This window comes from Streptomyces albiaxialis (assembly GCF_039530985.1).
GTDB lineage: Bacteria > Actinomycetota > Actinomycetes > Streptomycetales > Streptomycetaceae > Streptomyces > Streptomyces albiaxialis.
In genome coordinates this window covers 64,048-80,278 of the sequence record NZ_BAAAPE010000028.1, presented here as the reverse complement: position 1 = coordinate 80,278, position 16,231 = coordinate 64,048, and the positions used below count along the sequence as shown (strand labels likewise).

At 73.3% G+C, this 16,231-nt stretch carries 16 protein-coding genes; 5 read left to right on the top strand and 11 right to left on the bottom strand.

The window, feature by feature from the left end:
• Positions 1 to 24 precede the first annotated feature (24 nt).
• Together ABD343_RS37625 and ABD343_RS37620 are read right to left on the bottom strand one after the other, a co-directional pair.
• Positions 25 to 843 carry an SDR family NAD(P)-dependent oxidoreductase gene (locus tag ABD343_RS37625; RefSeq protein WP_344534998.1) on the bottom strand — a complete coding sequence of 273 codons (819 nt, stop codon included), beginning with the start codon at positions 841 to 843 and terminating at the stop codon, positions 25 to 27.
• A complete protein-coding gene (locus ABD343_RS37620) occupies positions 840 to 2,210 on the bottom strand; it encodes an enolase C-terminal domain-like protein (protein ID WP_344534996.1) in 1,371 nt (456 codons plus the stop codon). The genes ABD343_RS37625 and ABD343_RS37620 overlap by 4 nt, the downstream gene beginning before the upstream one ends.
• A gap of 200 nt (positions 2,211 to 2,410) precedes the next feature.
• Here ABD343_RS37620 and ABD343_RS37615 point away from each other — a divergent pair, with 200 nt between their 5' ends.
• The gene (locus ABD343_RS37615; protein ID WP_344534994.1) at positions 2,411 to 3,343 is read left to right on the top strand and encodes a PAC2 family protein; all 933 of its coding nucleotides are present in this window, start codon (positions 2,411 to 2,413) and stop codon (positions 3,341 to 3,343) included.
• 196 nt (positions 3,344 to 3,539) lie between these two features.
• On the opposite strand, the gene mshC is transcribed toward ABD343_RS37615, so the two are convergent.
• The 4 genes from mshC to ABD343_RS37595 all read right to left on the bottom strand — a co-directional run bounded on the left by mshC (position 3,540) and on the right by ABD343_RS37595 (position 7,184).
• Positions 3,540 to 4,769, bottom strand: coding sequence for a cysteine--1-D-myo-inosityl 2-amino-2-deoxy-alpha-D-glucopyranoside ligase (mshC, locus tag ABD343_RS37610; RefSeq protein ID WP_344534992.1), 1,230 nt, complete (start codon positions 4,767 to 4,769; stop codon positions 3,540 to 3,542).
• A 96-nt stretch (positions 4,770 to 4,865) separates the two neighbouring features.
• On the bottom strand, positions 4,866 to 5,777 hold the full coding sequence (locus tag ABD343_RS37605; protein WP_344534990.1) for an SCO1664 family protein: 912 nt from the start codon (positions 5,775 to 5,777) through the stop codon (positions 4,866 to 4,868).
• Positions 5,778 to 5,799: 22 nt separating this feature from the next.
• Positions 5,800 to 6,390: a DUF3090 domain-containing protein gene (locus ABD343_RS37600; protein WP_344534988.1), complete on the bottom strand. Its 591-nt coding sequence runs from the start codon at positions 6,388 to 6,390 to the stop codon at positions 5,800 to 5,802.
• A gap of 80 nt (positions 6,391 to 6,470) precedes the next feature.
• Complete coding sequence (locus ABD343_RS37595; protein WP_344534986.1) at positions 6,471 to 7,184, bottom strand: histidine phosphatase family protein; 714 nt, start codon at positions 7,182 to 7,184, stop codon at positions 6,471 to 6,473.
• A gap of 72 nt (positions 7,185 to 7,256) precedes the next feature.
• On the opposite strand from ABD343_RS37595, the gene corA reads away from it, so the two are divergent.
• Positions 7,257 to 8,252, top strand: coding sequence for a magnesium/cobalt transporter CorA (corA, locus tag ABD343_RS37590; RefSeq protein WP_344534984.1), 996 nt, complete (start codon positions 7,257 to 7,259; stop codon positions 8,250 to 8,252).
• A 24-nt stretch (positions 8,253 to 8,276) separates the two neighbouring features.
• Here the strand turns inward: corA and ABD343_RS37585 are convergent, their stop codons facing one another.
• Both ABD343_RS37585 and ABD343_RS37580 read right to left on the bottom strand, forming a co-directional pair.
• On the bottom strand, positions 8,277 to 9,068 hold the full coding sequence (locus tag ABD343_RS37585) for a ferritin-like domain-containing protein (RefSeq protein WP_344534982.1): 792 nt from the start codon (positions 9,066 to 9,068) through the stop codon (positions 8,277 to 8,279).
• A 240-nt stretch (positions 9,069 to 9,308) separates the two neighbouring features.
• Complete coding sequence (locus tag ABD343_RS37580; RefSeq protein ID WP_344535449.1) at positions 9,309 to 10,358, bottom strand: LLM class F420-dependent oxidoreductase; 1,050 nt, start codon at positions 10,356 to 10,358, stop codon at positions 9,309 to 9,311.
• 81 nt (positions 10,359 to 10,439) lie between these two features.
• On the opposite strand from ABD343_RS37580, the gene ABD343_RS37575 reads away from it, so the two are divergent.
• Positions 10,440 to 11,444: an aldo/keto reductase gene (locus ABD343_RS37575; RefSeq protein ID WP_344534980.1), complete on the top strand. Its 1,005-nt coding sequence runs from the start codon at positions 10,440 to 10,442 to the stop codon at positions 11,442 to 11,444.
• Positions 11,441 to 13,498, top strand: coding sequence for a helix-hairpin-helix domain-containing protein (locus ABD343_RS37570; RefSeq protein WP_344534978.1), 2,058 nt, complete (start codon positions 11,441 to 11,443; stop codon positions 13,496 to 13,498). Before ABD343_RS37575 ends, ABD343_RS37570 begins: the two co-directional genes overlap by 4 nt.
• 56 nt (positions 13,499 to 13,554) lie before the next feature.
• On the opposite strand, the gene ABD343_RS37565 is transcribed toward ABD343_RS37570, so the two are convergent.
• A complete protein-coding gene (locus ABD343_RS37565) occupies positions 13,555 to 14,337 on the bottom strand; it encodes a hypothetical protein (protein ID WP_344534976.1) in 783 nt (260 codons plus the stop codon).
• 47 nt (positions 14,338 to 14,384) lie between these two features.
• On the opposite strand from ABD343_RS37565, the gene ABD343_RS37560 reads away from it, so the two are divergent.
• On the top strand, positions 14,385 to 14,573 hold the full coding sequence (locus ABD343_RS37560) for a DUF5703 family protein (protein WP_344534974.1): 189 nt from the start codon (positions 14,385 to 14,387) through the stop codon (positions 14,571 to 14,573).
• Between the two features lie 109 nt (positions 14,574 to 14,682).
• Here the strand turns inward: ABD343_RS37560 and ABD343_RS37555 are convergent, their stop codons facing one another.
• Both ABD343_RS37555 and ABD343_RS37550 read right to left on the bottom strand, forming a co-directional pair.
• Positions 14,683 to 15,615, bottom strand: a complete 933-nt coding sequence (locus ABD343_RS37555; RefSeq protein WP_344534972.1) for a chaplin — start codon at positions 15,613 to 15,615, stop codon at positions 14,683 to 14,685.
• Positions 15,616 to 15,797: 182 nt separating this feature from the next.
• A complete protein-coding gene (locus ABD343_RS37550) occupies positions 15,798 to 16,031 on the bottom strand; it encodes a chaplin (protein WP_344534970.1) in 234 nt (77 codons plus the stop codon).
• Positions 16,032 to 16,231: the final 200 nt, after the last annotated feature.

Genomic DNA, 16,231 nt, shown 5'->3' with positions numbered 1-16,231 from the left:
GGGGGTGTCGCGTGGTGCTGTCTGTCAGTTGTCCGGCCCGGCCGGGCGCAGCCGCAGCCCCTGCATGCCGCCGTCCACGGCGAGCGCGGTGCCGGTCACGGCCGCCGAGCGGGGGCTCGCCAGATACGCGACGGCGTCGGCGATCTCGTCGGCGCCGACCAGCCGCCCGGTGGGCTGGCGGGCCTCCAGCGCGGCGCGCTCGGCGGCCGGGTCGTCGGCCTGGTCGAGCAGCCGTCCGATCCAGGGGGTGTCGACGGTGCCGGGGTTCACGCAGTTCACGCGGATGCCCTCGCGCACGTGGTCGGCGGCCATGGCGAGGGTCAGCGAGAGGACGGCGCCCTTGCTCGCGGAGTACAGCGCGCGCTGCGGCAGCCCGGCCGTGGCCGCGATCGAGCAGGTGTGCGTGATCGAGACGCGCCCCGGCCGTTCCGCGGCGGCGCGGCGCAGATGGGGCAGCGCGGCGCGGTCCGTACGGACCAGGCCCATCAGGTTGATGTCGAGGACGCGCTGCCACTCGGCGTCGTCGTTGTCGGCGACGGTGCCGACGGCGCCGATGCCCGCGTTGCCCACCACCACGTGCAGGCCGCCCAGCTCGGCCGCCGCGCGGTCCACGGCGGCGCGTACGGCCGCGTCGTCGGTGACGTCCGCCTTGAGCGCGAGGGTGCCCCCGGGTGCCCCGGACGGCTCCCTGTCGAGCACGGCGACGCGCGCGCCCCGGTCGCGCAGCAGCGCGGCGACGGCGGCCCCGATGCCGGAGGCGCCGCCGGTGACGAGCGCGGGGACACCGTCGAAGTCCTGGGCGGCGTGCGAGTGCGGGTGCTGGTGCTGGTTCGTCGGCGTCATCGGCGTACCTCCGGTTCGTCGTGCTGGGTGTGCCCGCCGTGCCGGCCGCTCCGGGCGCGCTCGCGCCAGACCGCGCCGTCGGGATAGCGGTGGGCCTCGACCGATGCGGGCCGCATCCGCGCGGAGAACCCGGGCGCGGAGGGCGCCTGGTAGCACCCGTCCCGTACGACGGCCGGGTCGGTGAAGTGCTCGTGCAGATGGTCGACGTACTCGATGACCCTGTTCTCGGTCGTGCCCGAGACGGCGACGTAGTCGAACATCGCGAGGTGCTGGACCAGTTCGCACAGGCCGACGCCGCCCGCGTGCGGGCAGACGGGCACGCCGAACTTCGCGGCGAGCAGCAGGATCGCGAGGTTCTCGTTGACCCCGGCGACGCGGGCCGCGTCGATCTGGACGAAGTCCACGGCGCCCGCCTGGAGGAGCTGCTTGAACACGATCCGGTTGGCCACGTGCTCGCCGGTCGCGACCTTCACGGGCTGCCCCGCGCGCACGGCGGCGTGGCCGAGGATGTCGTCGGGGCTGGTGGGCTCCTCGATCCAGTACGGGTCGTGCGCGGCCAGCGCGCTCATCCAGCGCACGGCCTCGTCCCTGTCCCAGCGCTGGTTGGCGTCCACGGCGATACGGACGCCGGGCCCGACGGCCTCGCGCGCGAGCCGCATCCGGTGGATGTCGTGGTCGAGGTCGGCGCCGACCTTGAGCTTGATCTGGGTGAAGCCGTCGGCGACGGCCTGGTGGGCGAGCTTGACGAGCTTCTCGTCCGAGTAGCCGAGCCAGCCGGGCGAGGTGGTGTAGGCCGGGTAGCCGTGCGCGCGCAGCGCGGCGGCGCGCTCCGCCCTGCCGGGCTCGGCGGCGCGCAGCAGCTCCAGCGCCTCCTCGGGCGTGAGCGCGTCGGTGAGGTGGCGGAAGTCGACGAGGCCGACGAGCTCCTCGGGGCTGAGCGAGGCGAGGTACGCCCACAGCGGCTGCCCGGCGCGCTTGGCGGCGAGGTCCCACGCGGCGTTCACGACCGCGCCGGCCGCCATGTGCATCACGCCCTTCTCGGGCCCGAGCCAGCGCAACTGCGAGTCGTGGGTCAACTCCCGGTGCAGGCCGCCGAGATCGCCGGTGACGGCGTCCAGCGCGCGCCCCTCGACGTACGGCCGCAGCGCGTCGATGGCGGCGACGACGACATCGTTGCCGCGGCCGATGGTGAAGCAGAACCCGTGCCCTTCGTGGCCGTCCGGCGCGTCGGTGCGCAGGACCACATAGGCGGCGGAGTAGTCGGGATCGGGGTTCATGGCGTCCGAGCCGTCGAGCTGCTCCGAGGTGGGGAAACGAATGTCGTGGACCTCGACCCCGGTGACGCGATACATCGGACCTCTGTTCATAGGTCCGATGTATAGCCGCGTCACCTCCACGGCGTCCAGGGGTGTGCAACAGGAATCGGGACGCGTGCGGGGGCTGCGGCGGGGGCACGGTCACGCCGTAGGCTGGGCCCGCACGGAACGACCGCGTAGGTCAGCAGGAACTGAGAACGGCTGCCGGGGGCGGAGCGAGGGGCTCTCCTCCGGCCGGAAGGAGGCGCTGGGTGATCGAGCTGGAGGGGGTTCCCGAGCTGGTCGACCCAGTCATGGTGGCCGCGTTCGAAGGCTGGAACGACGCCGGTGACGCCGCCTCCACCGCGGTCAGCCATCTGGAACGCGAATGGAAGGGTGAGGTCTTCGCCGCGCTCGACGCGGAGGACTACTACGACTTCCAGGTCAACCGCCCGCAGGTCTGGCTGGACGGCGGCGTCCGCAAGGTCACATGGCCCACGACGCGGCTCTCCGTCGTCCGCGTGGACGACGCGGACGGCCAGGGCCGCCAGCGCGACCTGGTGCTGGTGAAGGGCATCGAACCGAGCATGCGCTGGCGCTCGTTCTGCAACGAGATCCTGGGCTTCGCGCACGAACTGGGCGTCGAGATGGTCGTGGTCATGGGCGCGCTGCTCGGCGACACCCCGCACACCCGTCCGGTGCCGGTGACGGCCGTGACCTCCGATCCCGACCTGGCCCGCACGATGAGCCTGGAGGAGTCCCGTTACGAGGGCCCGACGGGCATCGTCGGCATCCTCCAGGAGGCGTGCACCCACGCGGGCGTCCCCGCGGCCAGCCTCTGGGCCTCCGTGCCGCACTACGTCTCGCAGCCGCCGAACCCGAAGGCGACGCTCGCCCTGCTCAACCGGCTGGAGGACCTGCTCGGCATCCGCGTCCCCATGGGCGAGCTGCCCGAGGACGCCCGGGCCTGGCAGCTCGGCGTGGACCAACTGGCCGCCGAGGACAGCGAGGTCGCCGAGTACGTGCAGTCGCTGGAGGAGGCCCGGGACACGGCCGAACTCCCGGAGGCGTCCGGCGAGGCCATCGCGAAGGAGTTCGAACGCTACCTCCGCCGCCGCGACGGCTCCCCCAAACCGTCCGGTGAGCCCCCTAAACCCGAGCTGGGCCCCGAGTCACCCGACGAATCCGACGACGGGGACGATTAGGCGTCGGGGCTTGCCCGTCAGGGGCGCGGGGAACCGCGCGACCGGCCACGACGGCGGCGCGGCCTGCGAAGCACAGCGCGGGGCAGCCCCTGCTCAGCGGCAAGCACAGCAGGGAAAAGCGAAAGTGCCCCGTCAGGGGTGAGGGGCCTCTGCTCAGCAGCAAAGACAGAGCAGAGGCTTCCCCGGCTGCGGAGGGCTACAGCGCCACGCCCAGCAGCGCGTCCACGGTCCGGGACACCAGACCCGGCGCTCCCTCGTCGTCGCCGCCGCTCCGCTCCTGCGAGGCCGCCCAGCGGTCGACCGCCGCGAGAGCGGAAGCCGTGTCGAGGTCATCCGCGAGGGCCGCCCGGACCTCTTCCAACAGACCCTCCGCGGCCGGACCATCCGGCCGCGAGACGGCGGCGCGCCAGCGGGCGAGCCGCGCGGTGGCCTCCTCCAGCAGCGCGTCCGTGTACTCCCAGTCCGCCCGGTAGTGGTGCGCGAGCAGCACGAGGCGGATCGCGGCGGGGTCCACGCCCTCGCGCCGCAGCCCGGAGACGAAGACCAGGTTGCCCTTGGACTTCGACATCTTCTCGCCGTCCAGGGCGACCATGCCCGCGTGCACGTACGTCTGGGCGAAGGGGAACTCCCCGGTGAGCGCCTGCGCGTGCGAGGCGCCCATCTCGTGGTGCGGGAAGACCAGGTCGGAGCCGCCGCCCTGGACGTCGAAGCCCATGCCGAGATGGCCGAGGGCGATGGCGACGCACTCGATGTGCCAGCCGGGCCGCCCGGGCCCCAGCGAGGCGCCGTCCCACGAGGGCTCGCCCTCGCGCGCGGCCATCCACAGCATCGGGTCGAGGGGGTTCTTCTTGCCGGGCCGCTCGGGGTCGCCGCCGCGCTCGGCGGAGAGCAGCCGCATCGTCTCGGCGTCGTAGTGCGAGACCTCGCCGAAGTGGGCGTCGGCCTCGACGGAGAAATAGACGTCGCCTTCCAGTTCGTAGGCCGCGCCCATGTCGCGCAGCCGCTCGACCAGCGGCACGATCTTCGGGATGGACTCGACGGCGCCCACGAACGCGCGCGGCGGCAGCATCCGAAGGGCCGTCATGTCCTCGCGGAACAGGGCCGTTTCGCGCTCGGCCAGGTCGGTCCAGTCGTCACCGTTGGCGACGGCGCGCTCCAGGAGCGGATCGTCGATGTCGGTGACGTTCTGTATGTAGTGAACCTGCCGCTTGTTGTCGAGCCACACGCGCTGCACGAGGTCGAACGCGTTGTAGGTCGCCGCGTGCCCCAGATGGGTCGCGTCGTACGGCGTGATGCCGCAGACGTAGATACGGGCGACAGGACCGGGGGCGAGGGTCACCCGTCCGCCGGTCGCGGTGTCGAAGATGTCGAGGTCGCGGCCCTGGCCAGGCAGGACGGGGACCTCGGAAGCGGGCCAGGCATGCATGTCATGAGCCTAACCCGGACGGCTGTTCTGTATACGGGCCGGATGTGTGTGATCTACACGTGCCCCGTTCGGGGTTTCATCGCCGTCCGGCCGTGCTCACACCGGCGGCCAGGGGATGGCGGGCCAGTCCCCGCTGGGCAGCGGGTGCCGCCCGGAGCTGAGCATGGCCTCGGTCCTCTTGCGTACGGCGTCGACCTCGGGCCCGGTGAGCAGTTCCGCCAGCCGGGTGGCGAGCGGGGCGCCCTCGGCGAGCGCGCCGGACAGCCCGCGGAGCACCTCGACGGCCTCGGCCGTGAGTTCCTCCCCCGCCCAGCCCCACAGCAGGGTGCGCAGCTTGTCGTCGACGTGGAAGGTGACGCCGTGGTCGATCGCGTAGAGCCGCCCGCCGGGCGGGCGGAGCAGGTGGCCGCCCTTGCGGTCGCCGTTGTTGAGGACGGCGTCGAGGACCGCGAGGCGGCGCAGCCGCGCGTCGTCGGCGTGCACCAGCAGCGCCGTCCTGCCACCGCCGACGTCCGCGAAGCCGACGGCCTTCCAGCCCTCCTCGGGCTCCTCGGCCTCGACGAGCGCGAGCAGCGGCTCCTCCTCGTCCTCGCCGTCGCCCGCCTCGCCGTCGCCCGCCTCGCCGTCCCCGCCTTCCTCGCCGTCCCCGGGCTCCGCGTCCCCCGGCTCCGCGTCCGGCAGGGCCCCGACCCACACCTGGCACATGCCCTCGCCGTACGGCCCGTCGCGCAGCACCGTCGCGGGGATCAGGTCCCAGCCGGTCGCGCGGGAGACCTCGTACGCGGCGACCTCGCGCATCGCCAGATTGCCGTCGGGGAAGTCCCAGAGCGGGCGCTCGCCGCGCACCGGCTTGTAGACGCACGGCAGGCTCTCGCCGCCGCGCTCGACCACGCCGTACAGGACCGCGTTCGAGGCGTCCCTGATACGGCCGCGCACCGTGAGCGTGCCCTCGGCGAGGAAGGTCCGCGTGGCCTCCCCCGCCGGCTCCGCTCCGCCGCCCCCGCTCATATGCCGACCGCTCCCCCGCCGCTCATTCGCTGCGGCGGTATCCGTTCTGGCGCGGGCATACGTGTCCCTCCGGGTCGAGCGGCAGGCTGCACAGCGGGCACGGGGGACGTCCCGCGTTCACGACCTCCAGGGCCCGCTTGGCGAACGAGCGGGCCATGCTGCCGCTGATGCGGACGCGGAGCATCGGCGGCCCGTTCTCGTCGTCCTGGAGCAGCCGCTCCTCCGCGTCCGCGAGGTCCTCGTCGGCGTCGGGCTCCAGCTCGACGATGGCCTGGGCCTCCACGACCATCCGCTCGCCCTCGCCGTCCCAGGCCAGGGCCATGGTGCCGACCCGGAACTCCTCCTCGACGGGGGTCTCCAGCGGCTCCGTGTCGTCCACCTCGGCGGGCGCCACGGCCGGGACCGGGGCGTTGCCGCCGGATCGGCGCACCACCTCGTCGAGAAGTTCGTCGATCCGCTCGGCGAGCGCCTCGACCTGTGCCTTCTCCAGTGCCACGCTCGTGGTGCGGCCGCCCGCGCTGGCCTGGAGGAAGAAGGTGCGGCGGCCAGGCAACCCGACCGTGCCGGCGATGAACCGGTCGGGCGGGTCGTACAGGAACACCTGACGGGACACGTCCTGCTCCGTTGAAGTCGACGATGAGTGGTGCTTGGGGATCCGGACACTGGCACCCTACTGCGCGACGATCATCACGCCTACGCTCCGCCCCCCACGGCGGCGGTGCCCCGCTCGGCGTCGGTGGTCCCCGCGGTGCCGTCGGCGTCGCCCCGCTCGACGGGCGGGGCCAGCGAGCGCAGCTCTCCGGTGTCGCCCAGCCGCAGCAGGAAGGGGCGCAGCGGGGTGTAGGCGATGACGGTGAGCGAGCAGGGCCCTGCGGATATCCGCTGGAAGAGGTCGAGGTGCATGCCGAGCGCGTCGGCCACGACGGACTTGATGATGTCGCCGTGCGCACACATCAGGTAGAGCGCGTCGGGCCCGTGCTCCGCCTCGATCCGCGCGTTCCAGTCCCGTACGGCCTCCACCGAGCGGTTCTGCATCGCGCGCAGGGACTCGCCGCCGGGGAACGCGGCGGCCGAGGGGTGCTGCTGCACGGTCGTCATCAGCGGCTCGTCGTTCAGCTCGGCGAGCTTGCGCCCGCTCCACTCTCCGTAGTCGCACTCGGTGATCCGCTCCTCGGTGTGCGCCGGGAGGTCCGGGCGCGTGCGGAGCAGCGGGGCCAGCGTCTCCTGGCAGCGCTGGAGGGGGCTGCTGACGGCCGCCGCGAGGGGCAGCCCGTCGAGCCTGGCGGGCAGCGCGGCGGCCTGCTCCTGGCCGTGTTCGTCCAGGGCGACACCGGGCGTGCGGCCCGCGAGCACCCCGGAGGTGTTCGCCGTGGAGCGGCCGTGCCGTACGAGGATCAGCGTGGGCATGGCTGCCACCCTAAGCGAGGCGGGACCTGTGGTGCCGTTCGTCCACTTGTGCCCCGGCGCGGGCGTACGACAATGGCGAGGGTGATCGTCGATTGTGCCCTCTACCGTGACGGGCACCGCACGGAGCGCCCCAGCGACTACTCCGCGGCGCTGGAGTCGGCGCGCGCCCGGCCCGGCGCCTTCCTGTGGATCGGGCTCTACGAGCCGACGGAGGAGGAGTTCGCCCGGGTCACCCGCGACTTCGGCCTGCACCCGCTGGCCGTCGAGGACGCGCTCTCCGCGCACCAGCGGCCCAAGCTGGAGGTGTACGCGGACTCCCTCTTCCTCGTCCTCAAGCCGGTCGCGTACGAGGAGAGCGAGGAGGCCGTCTCGGCCGGCGAGCTGATGCTGTTCGTCGGCGACTCGTTCGTGGTGACCGTGCGGCACGGCGAGGCCAATCCGCTGGGCGAGGTGCGCAAGCGGCTGGAGGAGGACCCGGACGTCCTCCAGCACGGGCCGACGGCCGTGATGTACGCGGTCAGCGACGCGGTGGTGGACAACTACCTGGAGGTCGCCGCGGCCTTCCACGACGACCTGGACGGCCTGGAGGAGGACGTGTTCGCGCCGCAGCAGCGCCGCGTGGACGCCGGAACGGCCAGCCGTATCTACGCGTTCAAGCGGCAGGCCCTGGAATTCCGCCGCGCCACGGGCCCGTTGAGCGAGCCCATGGCGCGCCTGGCGGGCGGCGGGGTGCCGTATGTGCACGAGAGCTCGCGGCCGTTCTTCCGGGACGTGAGCGACCATCTGACGCGGGTCAACGACCAGGTGGAGAACATCGACCGGCTGCTGTCGGACGTCCTGTCGGCGTATCTGGCGCAGATGGGGGTGCGCCAGAACGACGACATGCGCAAGATCTCGGCCTGGGCCGCGATGTTCGCGGTGCCCACCGCCATCGCCGGGATCTACGGGATGAACTTCGACCACATGCCGGAACTCCACTGGACGTGGAGCTATCCGGCCGTGCTGCTGCTGATCGTGTCGGTCTGTTTCGTGCTGTACCGGGTGTTCAAACGGCGCGGCTGGATCTGAGGCGTACGTCCCCGTGGGCGGCGGTCACGCGAATTCCGGCGCCGGTCCTCCCGTACGGCCGCCGAGCGCGTCGCGCCGCTCGGGCATCTTGAGGCTGACCATGCGGCGCCAGCCGCCCAGCCGCTCGTACACGTACCGGCCGTGGATGCCGAGGGCCAGCAGGCCCGCCCTGAGCCGGGACCAGCCGAGGATGGTGCCCATACGGCCCATCACGGCGAGGCTCACGTCGCGGTAGACCCTGATCTCCGCGAGGGCGCACTCGCGCAGCAGCGCCTGGATGGTACGGCCGTGTCCCTCGCGGGCGAGGCGCAGCAACTCCTCGTGGCAGTACGCGAGATGGTTGTCCTCGTCGTTCGAGATCATCCGGACCGCGCGGCCGATCTCGGGGTGGTCCCCGAAGACCTTCAGCAGCATGACCATCTCCTCGGAGGCCCGCTGCTCGGTGACGCGGCTGTGCGCGAGGTACGTGATGATGTCGCGCTCCGAGAGCGACTCGTCGGCCCGCAGCTTCTCGTGGGCCAGGCCGATGCCGAGGCCCTCCAGCAGCATCGTGTAGTCGGTGTCCTCCGGCACTTCGGAGGGCTCCAGGCCGCGCTTGCGCAGCAGGGCCGTGAAGATACGGCCGTGCTTGTCCTCGTCGGCACCGTGCCGCACGACCTTGGGCGCGAGGTGCCGCCGGCTGTCCGGGATGAGGGCCGCGATGCGGCCGTTCTCCCAGCCACCCTGCGCCTCACCGCTGGCCGCGATGGAACAGAAGAGCCGGAACGACTCGTCGTTGTCGTGGATCTCCTGGAACAGACTCTTCGCCGAGAGCATCACTGCCACCTCCGTACACGACATCCGCAAAGAACGAGTCAAATGCGGGACACGCGTTCCGGCAACAGCTAGGGCGCGGATCTGCGCCGAAAGAAGGACCGGGCAGGTGCCGACGGGCGCGTAACCCCGGGCGGCCGCCGCGCGTTGTGTTCGGTGACGGCCGTGGCGGGGAAGACCCCCGAGCCCCCACCACGGCCGCAGGCATGTCCGGGGCGCGCCCGGGGCCCCTCGAAGCGGGGATCAGGCCAGCCCGGCGCGCTCCAGGGCCTCCATCCCGGCGCGGAGCGAGGCGAGCCGCTCGTCCAGCGAGAAGCCCGCCGGGGCCAGCGACAGCGTGGTCACCCCGGCCTCGGCGTACGCGCGCATCCGGTCCGAGAGCCGCTCGACCGGACCCAGCAACGTGGTGGAGTCGATCAGCTCCTGCGGCACGGCGGCCGCGGCGCCCTCCTTGTCGCCCGCCAGGTACTTGTCCTGGATCTCGGCGGCGGCCTTCTCGTAGCCCATGCGCTGCGCGAGCTTGTTGTAGAAGTTCTGCTTCCGGCTGCCCATGCCGCCGACGTACAGCGCGGTGTACGGGCGGAAGAGGTCGGCCAGCGCGTCGATGTCGTCGCCCACGGCCAGCGGGACGGTCGGGCAGACGTCGAAGCCCTCCATGGTCTTCCCCGCGGAGGCGCGCCCGGCGCGCAGGTGCTTGAGGGTGGTCTCCTCGGCGTGCTCGGGCGAGAAGAAGACCAGCAGCACGCCGTTGGCGATCTCGCCGGTCTGCTCCAGGTTCTTCGGCCCGATCGCGGCGATGTAGAGCGGGATCTCCTCGCGCTCCGGGTGCACCGTCAGCTTGATCGGCTTGCCCGGCCCGTCCGGCAGCGGGAGCGTCCAGTGCTCGCCCTCGTAGCTGAGGCGCTCGCGGGACATGGCCTTGCGGATGATCTCGACGTACTCCCGGGTGCGGGCCAGGGGCTTGTCGAACTTCACGCCGTACCAGCCCTCGGACACCTGCGGCCCCGACACGCCCAGACCGAGCCGGAAGCGGCCCTTGGAGAGCGAGTCGAGCGTGGCGGCCGTCATGGCCGTCATCGCGGGGGTGCGCGCGGGGATCTGGAAGATGCCGGACGCGATGTCGATGTTCTCGGTGTGCGCCGCGACCCAGGTGAGGACGGTGGCCGCGTCCGAGCCGTACGCCTCGGCGGCCCAGCAGACCGAGTAGCCGAGCCGGTCCGCCTCCTGCGCGACGGCGAGATTGTCGGCGTCCATGCCCGCGCCCCAGTAGCCCAGGTTGATGCCCAGCCGCATCTGCATCCGGCTCCCCTTACTGATCAGTAATGTCCCTGACCCCTCGGACTCTAGCGCCCGCCGCAAGTACGCTCAACGCCCATGGAGCTAAGGCACCTCGGCCGCACTGGCCTGCGCGTATCCCGGATCGGACTCGGCACTCTCAACTGGGCGCGCGGCACGGGCGACCACACCTCGGCCGAGCAGAACGCCGCCGACCAGCTCAAGACGTTCTGGGAGGCGGGCGGCACCCTCGTCGACACCGCCGACGTCTACGCGGACGGCGGCGCCGAATACCTGCTCGGACGGCTCCTGCACGACTTGGTGCCCCGCCGCGACCTGGTGATCGCGACCAAGGCGGGCAGCGTGCCCGACCCCGACCGCCGCTTCGACGGCTCGCGCGGCCATCTCCTCGCCGCGCTCGACGCCTCGCTGGACCGCCTGGGCACCGACCACGTGGACCTGTGGCAGGTGCACGCCTTCGACCCCGTCACGCCGCTGGACGAGACGCTCCAGGCCCTCGACATCGCGGTGAGCAGCGGCCGCGCCCGTTACGCGGGGGTCTCCAACTTCTCCGGCTGGCAGCTCGCGAAGGCGGCGGCCTGGCAGCTCGCGGTGCCGGGCACGCGCACCCGGCTGGCCAGCACGCAGATGGAGTACAGCCTGCTCCAGCGCGGCATCGAGCGCGAGGTGCTGCCCGCCGCGCTGGACCTGGGCGTGGGGCTGCTGCCGTCCTCGCCGCTCGGACGGGGCGTGCTCACCGGCAAGTACCGCCAGGCGGGCCCGCCGCCCGCGGGCTCGCGCGGGGCCTCGGAGCACCTCGCGCCGTTCGTCGAGCCGTACCTCGACGAGACGGCCGGGCGGATCGTGGACGCGGTGATGATAGCGGCGGACGGCCTCGCGCTGCCCCCGCTCCAGGTGGCGCTCGCCTGGGTCAGGGACCGCCCGGGGGTCGCCGCGCCGCTCGTCGGCGCGCGGACGTCGCAGCAGCTCGCGGCGGCATTGTCAGTGGAGGGTCTTAGTCTTCCTGAAGAAATCTGCCAGGCGCTGGACGACGTGTCGGCGCCCGTGCACCGCTACCCCGACCACGACTGGAGCGAGCTGTGACGAACGACAAGGCAGCGGAACTCCTCGCGGCGGTCCGGGCGGTGGAGAGCGGCGAGCGCTCCGCCGCCTCGTTCTTCGCCGAGCCCAAGCCGTCGCGCCCCGAGCGCCCCGGAACCGAGCGCCCCGGCCGCCCCGCGGCGCCGTCGGCACGCCCCGCGGTCCCGCCGCCGGGCGGCCCGGGGGCCGCCGCGGCCGGTACCGTCACCGTGCCCGACGAGGTGCGCGCGGTGCTCACCGAGGGCGGCGCGCCCGAGGCGCTGGGCCGCCGGGTCGCGGAGGCCCTGGGCGAGGGCGCGGCCGAGCTGCTGCGGGCCGACCCCTGGCAGTTGCTGGCCGTCGCGGGCGTGCGCCCCGAGCAGGCGGACGGCTTCGCGCGCGCCCTGCTGGGCGAGGACTGCAGTCCCGGGGACCCGCGCCGCGCCGAGGCCCTCGTCGTCCATCTCCTGGAGCGCGCCGCCCTCTCCGGACACACGGCGCTGGAGCCCGACGCCCTCGCCAAGGGCCTCGCGCAGCACGCGGTCCCGGAGCCGGACGAGGCGGTGCGCGGCGCCATCGAGGCGGGCGCGGTGCTCGTCTTCGAGGACGCGCTGGACGCGGGCCCCGTCCCCGCACCCCCGGCCCCGCAGGAGGGCGAGGACGGGGAGGGCGAGCCGGAGACCCCGGTCAGGATGCTGGTGGGCCTGGACAGGTACGCACTGGCGGAGGAGAGCCTCGCCGACGGCCTCGCCCGTCTGACCAGCACCTTCGCGCCCTCCGCCGAGGAGGACGAGGGCTGGGCCGAGGCCGCGCGCTCCGCCCCCTCGCCCTCCGCCGCCGAGCTGATCACGGCCGCCGCCCGCCACGGCCTCGTCGCACACACCGGCGGCGAGGCGGCCCGCGCCGAGCCCGCCGCGCTGCTCACCGCGGCCCGTGCCCTGGGCGTACGGGCGTACGGGGCGGCGCACACGGAGAACGGGCGCGCGCGCTTGGAGGAGCTGACGCCTCGGGAGCCCGCTCCCGAAGACGACGGGGCCGGAACGGGCGCCGAGAACGTCGGTGCGGGCTCGGATGTCGTGACCGTGGCCGGACTGCTGGCCGGGCGCGAGGGGCCGGGGAGGGACGAGGACGGCGCCTGGGACCTCGACCTGCTCGTCGTCTGCGATGCCCCGCAGCTCGACACCGAGACGGCGGCGATGCTGGTCGAGTCCCTCCGGGACGGATCCCGGCTGGTCCTCAGCGGGGACCCGGCGCAGCTCGGCTCCGCCGGTCCCGGGCAGGTCTTCAAGGACCTGCTCGCCGCCCGCTTCTGCGCCCAGGTCGTCTCCCGTACGCCGGATCCGGGGCCCGTCGGCGAGCTGGTCTCGGGCATCGGTATCGGCGAGCTGAACCAGGTCGAGGCCCCCGGCAAGGAGGTCGTGATCGTCCCCGTGCGGGACGCGGGAGAGGCCGTGCACCGCACGGTGCAGCTCCTCGCCGACTCCGTGCCCCGCGCGATCGGCGTGCCCGCCGAGCACACGCAGGTGATCACCCCGGGCCACGGCGGCGCGGCGGGCACCCGCGCGCTCAACGCGGCGGCGAAGGAGCGGCTCAACCCGGGCCCCGGCCGCTTCGGCGGCTTCGACCCCGGCGATCGCGTCGCCCACTCCCCCTCCCCGGGGCGTACGACGATGGGGGCGGTGGTCTCCGCCGACGAGGCCGGCCTTCACCTGGACTGCGCCGGGCAGACCGTCACGGTGCCCCGTGAGCGGGTCGCCGAGACGGTGCGGCACGGCTGGGCGGTCACCGCGCACCAGGCGGCGGGCATGCGCTGGCCCGCGGCCGTCGTCGTGCTCCCGGGCGACGCGACGGGGGCGCTCACCCGCGAGTGGGTCTACACCGCGTTCGGCCGCGGCGAGCGCCATCTGTCGGTCGTCCACGGCGCGGGCGAGGCCCTCCCCCGCGCCGTCGCCTCCGTGCACGCCCCCGAGCGCACCACCCGCCTGCGCACGCTGCTGGAGGCGGCGCTCCGCGAGGAGGCGGAGCAGGCGGCGGCCGCGTCGGCCCGCGAGCAGGACGACACCCCGACGGAGAGCTAGCGGGGCCGGGGCGGAGCCGGGCCTGCGGGCAGGCCGACGGGACCAGCGGCTAGCGGCTAGCGGTCCCGGTCGTCGTCGAGGACGACCTCCTCCAGCTCGTCCTCGACCTCTTCGTCGACGTCCTCGTCCTCGCCGTCCTCGTCCACGGGCTCGTCGTCGAGGTCCAGCCCCGTGTCGGGCCCGAGGTCTCCCTCGTCGAAGACCGAGCTGACGTCGAAGCGGCACACCACGCGCTGGGGATCGACCTGCTCGAAGGGCGCGGAGAGCCACTCCCCCGGCTCGCTGGGCTCGTCGCCCGCCAGCACCCACAGCGTGGAGTCGCCCTCCTCCAGGCCGAACTCCTTGTGCCGCGTGGCGATCTCGTCCGCCTCGTACTCACCGAAGAGCACGCCGAGCGCCGCGTGCACGCTGCTCCCGGCCGAGGGCCCCTCACCCCCGTCGTCGTCCGCCGACTCCGGGTCGAGGTCGGCGACCCGCTGGGCCTGGGCGAGGAGCCGGTGCGGCTCCGAGACGGTGTAGTCCCGCCGCAGCAGCACGCTGAGCGCGCTCGGCGACTCGGGCCCGGAATAGGCGGGCAGGGTGTCGCTGCTGGGGATCTCGAAGGGGGTGACCTCGTCGTAGACCTCGTAGAGCAGCTCGTCGTACGCCTCGCCCGCGGCGGCCAGTTCGTCGAACGCGGCGTAGACGGCGGAGTCGAGCGCGGCGGCCTCCCGCTGTTCGGCGTCGCCGGACTCCCCCGCCCGTCGCTCGACCGCTTCGAGGTGCCGGTCCAGCGCGGCTTTGACCGCCTCGGCGGCGGCGCGTACGTCGGCAGCGGTGGGCTGCGCAGCATCAGACATAGTGCAGACGCTATCCGCAGACGGGCACTGCCCGCACAATAGATGAGATGCCGGAATACGAATTTCGCGATGTGTATGTCCCTCGCGGTGTCTCCCGCAAGGCCGCGACGCGACTGTTGACCGACCATGCCGAGTACGGGCAGTGGGAGTTGGCCCGTACCCGGCTGTACCCCGACGGCAGCCGACGCGTGCGGCTGCGCCGCCGGATCATCCGCCAGCTCCGGGCCACCTGGTGACCTTCCGGACCGCCTTGCGGGCCGATGTACGACGGAGCGGGCCCCGTGCGCTGTGCACGGGGCCCGCTCCGTTCCGCGTACGGGGCGCGGCGGGGTCGCGTGCCGTGGCTCAGCGGCGCGCGGCGGGCCGCGAGCGCCGGTAGAGCACGTAGCCGCCGAGCACCAGCCCGGCGCCGAACGGAGCGACGACCCCCAGCTCCGGGCCGGAGCCGGTCTGCGCCAGCTCGCCGCGCGGCGCGGCGGCCCGGGCCTCGGGGGCGGCGCCGTCGGCGTCCACGACGTGCGTGGCGGACGCGGCGCGCGCCGGTGCCTCGGGCTGCGAGGAGCCGCGGACCACGTCGTCGTCGCCCGGCGTCTCCCAGGGCAGCGGCTGCTCCGGCCCGCCGGGCGAACCGGGCGTCTGCCCGCGGGGCGGATCGTGAGGCTGGCCGGGAGTGCCGGGACTGCCGGGGCTGCCGGGCTGCTCCGGCGAGTGCGGCTCGCCGGGCCCACCGGGACCGCCGGGACCGCCAGGCCCGCCGGGCGTATCCGAGTCACCGGGCCCACCCGGCCCGCCAGGCCCACCGGGCCCACCCGGCCCGCCAGGCTCACCCGGACTCTCCCCGCCCCCTCCCGGGGATTCCTCGTTTCCGCACCCGTTGCCCGTCGCCGGGCTGCCGATGCCGACCACGTCGACGCTGTTCCCGCAGACGTTGACCGGCAGGTCGATCGGGACCTGGACGTCGTTACCGGAGCCGACGCCCGGCGAGTCCGAGGTGCCGCCGTGCGCGTGGGCGTCGCTCCCGCCGGAGTCCTGGCCGCCGCCGTTGGCGCAGCCGTTGCCCGCCGCCGGGTTGAGCACCCCGGCGACGTCGGCGGAGTTGCCGCAGACGTTGACCGGCGCGTTCACCGGCAGCTCCACCGAGTTGCCGGACAGCACCCCGGGCGACCGTTCGCTCCCGCCCCGCGCGTCCGAGTCCGCGAACGCCGTACCGCTCGTCATGGCGAGCACCCCGCTCGCCGCCGCCACCGTGATCAGGCCCTTCTTGGTGACCTGTCGCATGCTTGGTTCCCCTGCCCCGCGATTGCCTCGCGATGTGCCGTACGAATTCTCAGGGGGAGGCCCTGTTCGCACTCCCGCCCCCTCGAAGACCCGACGGCCCCGGAGCGCATGGCACGCGCTCCGGGGCCGCTCGGGCTTCACATCCTCATCAGTCGCATCGGACCTCTATGCGATGCGCGACATCACGAGTTGACGCAGGTGTTGCCGAAGCTGGGGTTCAGCAGACCGACGATGGAAACGGTGTTGCCGCAGGCGTTGACCGGGATGTGGATCGGCGCCTGGATGTTGTTGCCGGACAGGACGCCCGGGGAACCGACGGCAGCACCCTGCGCACCGGAATCGGCAACGGCCACACCCGCGCCCGCGAGCACCAGACCGCCGGTGGCGGCCGCAGCGGCGACGACCTTCTTGAGCATTGTTCCTCCTAGTAGGCAATGCGGCCCCCCAACGGGGACCGCATCACCTGTAACGAGGACGGAGGAATTGGGCTACGAGACTATGGAATCATTCACTCTTCTCAGTCGAATGGGCACACCCTGGCGAATAGTGAAGTTCCGTTTCCGCGGTCGACGCGGAGGGACACCCGAAAGGCTTCCAACAGGCCCCCGGAAGGCAC

Excerpts from the sequence above, each read along its gene's own strand:
- ABD343_RS37575 (WP_344534980.1), top strand. The coding sequence starts at position 10,440 with ATGGAGCTAAGGCACCTCGGCCGCACTGGCCTGCGCGTATCCCGGATC.
- ABD343_RS37565 (WP_344534976.1), bottom strand. The coding sequence starts at position 14,337 with ATGTCTGATGCTGCGCAGCCCACCGCTGCCGACGTACGCGCCGCCGCC.
- ABD343_RS37560 (WP_344534974.1), top strand. The coding sequence starts at position 14,385 with ATGCCGGAATACGAATTTCGCGATGTGTATGTCCCTCGCGGTGTCTCC.
- corA (WP_344534984.1), top strand. The coding sequence starts at position 7,257 with ATGGCGAGGGTGATCGTCGATTGTGCCCTCTACCGTGACGGGCACCGC.
- ABD343_RS37605 (WP_344534990.1), bottom strand. The coding sequence starts at position 5,777 with ATGAGCGGGGGCGGCGGAGCGGAGCCGGCGGGGGAGGCCACGCGGACC.
- ABD343_RS37555 (WP_344534972.1), bottom strand. The coding sequence starts at position 15,615 with ATGCGACAGGTCACCAAGAAGGGCCTGATCACGGTGGCGGCGGCGAGC.
- ABD343_RS37550 (WP_344534970.1), bottom strand. The coding sequence starts at position 16,031 with ATGCTCAAGAAGGTCGTCGCCGCTGCGGCCGCCACCGGCGGTCTGGTG.
- ABD343_RS37625 (WP_344534998.1), bottom strand. The coding sequence starts at position 843 with ATGACGCCGACGAACCAGCACCAGCACCCGCACTCGCACGCCGCCCAG.
- ABD343_RS37620 (WP_344534996.1), bottom strand. The coding sequence starts at position 2,210 with ATGAACAGAGGTCCGATGTATCGCGTCACCGGGGTCGAGGTCCACGAC.
- ABD343_RS37595 (WP_344534986.1), bottom strand. The coding sequence starts at position 7,184 with ATGCCCACGCTGATCCTCGTACGGCACGGCCGCTCCACGGCGAACACC.
- mshC (WP_344534992.1), bottom strand. The coding sequence starts at position 4,769 with ATGCATGCCTGGCCCGCTTCCGAGGTCCCCGTCCTGCCTGGCCAGGGC.
- ABD343_RS37585 (WP_344534982.1), bottom strand. The coding sequence starts at position 9,068 with ATGCTCTCGGCGAAGAGTCTGTTCCAGGAGATCCACGACAACGACGAG.
- ABD343_RS37580 (WP_344535449.1), bottom strand. The coding sequence starts at position 10,358 with ATGCGGCTGGGCATCAACCTGGGCTACTGGGGCGCGGGCATGGACGCC.